The 2,273-nt window shown below is 71.0% G+C and carries 1 protein-coding gene; it reads left to right on the top strand.

Annotated features, from left to right (window positions below; all coding sequences use genetic code 11):
- Window positions 1-87 precede the first annotated feature (87 nt).
- On the top strand, window positions 88-2,273 hold a 2,186-nt coding region (locus tag ABZ260_RS50180), incomplete at its 3' end, for a beta-ketoacyl synthase N-terminal-like domain-containing protein (RefSeq protein ID WP_355632798.1).

Raw genomic sequence — 2,273 nt, 5'->3', positions numbered from 1 at the left:
CGACCCGACACTGCGGGCCCCGGTAGACGAAACCCTGGCCTGGCTACGTGAGCGCAGGACTACCTGTCCAGGCGGGGCGTCCGGACCATGGCGCCGGGGGCGGCCGTCACCGCGCTGTGGCGGGCGGTCGCGCATCAGGACGCGAGCGTGGCGGTCGCGGACATCGCCTGGGAGCTGTTCGCCCCGACCTTCACCGCCGTACGGCAGAGCGCTCTGCTCGGCGATCTGCCGGAGGTGCGGAGTCTGGTTGAGGCAGGCCGTACCCTCCGGGAGGAAGAGCAGTCGGCCGTTTCCGCGCTCCGGGAGCGGCTGCGCGAGCTGGCGGCGGATGAGCGGTCGCAGGTCCTGCGGGGCATGGTCCGCGAGCAGGTCGCCGTGGTGCTGCGGCATTCCAGCGCGGAGGCGATCGAGACCGAGCGCGCCTTCAAGGACCTCGGGTTCGACTCGCTCACCGCGGTCGAACTTCGCAACGCGCTCCATGCCGCGACCGGCCTGAGCCTGCCGGCGACGCTGGTCTTCGACTATCCGACGCCCGCCGTCCTGGCGGACTTCCTGCTGGCGGAGCTGCTCGGCGAGCAGGGGCAGGTGGGGGTGCCGTCGGCGGTGGTGCCGGTGGCGGACGATCCGATCGCGATCGTGTCGATGGCATGCCGGTATCCGGGTGGGGTGAGCTCTCCGGAGGATCTGTGGCGGCTGGTCGCCGAAGGCCAGGACGCCATCTCCCCGCTGCCCCGGGATCGGGGCTGGCAGGCGCATGGCGAGCTGGACTTCCAGGGCGGGTTCCTCTTCGACGCGCCCGACTTCGATCCGGGGTTCTTCGGGATCTCGCCGCGTGAGGCGCTGGCGATGGATCCGCAGCAGCGGTTGCTGCTGGAGGCGTCCTGGGAGGCGATCGAGCGGGCGGGGATCGACCCGGTCTCGTTGCGCGGCAGCCGTACCGGTGTGTTCACCGGGGTGATCTACGGCGACTACGGGACGAGCGCTCAGTTCCCGCCGGATGTGATGACCTTCGTCAGTACCGGTAGTGCCGGGAGCATCGTCACCGGGCGTGTCGCATACGCGCTGGGGCTGGAGGGCCCGGCGGTGACGGTGGATACGGCGTGTTCGTCGTCGCTGGTGGCGATGCACATGGCGGCTCAGTCGCTGCGGTCGGGTGAGTGCGGTCTGGCGCTGGCCGGTGGTGTGACGGTGATGGCCACGCCTGGGGTGTTCATCGATTTCGACGTGCAGGGCGGGCTGGCCGGTGATGGGCGGTGCAAGGCGTTCTCCGACGCCGCGGATGGCACGGGCTGGTCTGAGGGTGTGGGCGTGGTGGTGCTGGAGCGGTTGTCGGACGCGCGCCGTAACGGCCATCAGGTGCTGGCGATCATGCGCGGGTCGGCGATCAACCAGGACGGGGCGTCCAATGGCTTGACGGCGCCGAACGGTCCTTCCCAGCAGCGGGTGATCCGGCAGGCGCTGGCCGTCGCCGGGCTGTCCCCTGCTGAGGTGGACGCGGTTGAGGCGCATGGTACGGGTACGACGCTGGGTGACCCGATCGAGGCGCAGGCGCTGCTCGCGACCTATGGGCAGGATCGGGAGGAGGGTCGGCCGCTGCTGCTGGGTTCGGTGAAGTCGAACCTCGGTCACACCCAGGCGGCTGCGGGTGTCGCCGGTGTGATCAAGATGGTCATGGCTCTCCGGCACGGTGTGCTGCCCAAGACGTTGCATGCGGTTGAGCCGTCCTCGCATGTGGACTGGTCGGCCGGTGCGGTGGAGCTGCTGACCGAGGCCAAGGGCTGGCCGGAGGCCGATCGCCCGTGGCGGGCCGGGGTGTCGTCGTTCGGGATCAGCGGCACCAACGCGCACGTGATCTTGGAGCAGGGGCCGCAGGCTCCGGAGGCCGAGCCGGGTGCGGAGGACTGGGCTCCGGCCGCGGGTGTGGTGCCGTGGGTGGTGTCGGGCAAGACCGAGGGGGCGCTGCGGGCGCAGGCGGGCCGTCTGGCGGCGTTCACGGATACGCGCGGCGAGCTGGGCCTGGCGGATGTGGGCTTCTCGCTGGCGACGTCGCGGTCGGTGTTCGAGCACCGGGCCGTGGTCATCGGCGGAGGCCATGAGGAACTGCTGGCGGGGTTGGGTGCGGTGGCCTCGGGTGGGCCCGTGGCCGGTGGTGTGGTTGAGGGTGTGGCCGATGTGGTTGGGAAGTCGGTGTGGGTGTTCCCGGGTCAGGGGGCGCAGTGGGTGGGGATGGGTGCGCGGTTGCTGGAGGAGTCGGCGGTGTTCGCCGGGCGGAT

Source organism: Streptosporangium sp. NPDC006013 (assembly GCF_040614275.1).
Taxonomy (GTDB): domain Bacteria; phylum Actinomycetota; class Actinomycetes; order Streptosporangiales; family Streptosporangiaceae; genus Streptosporangium.
This window is presented reverse-complemented; position numbering and strand designations above follow the sequence as displayed.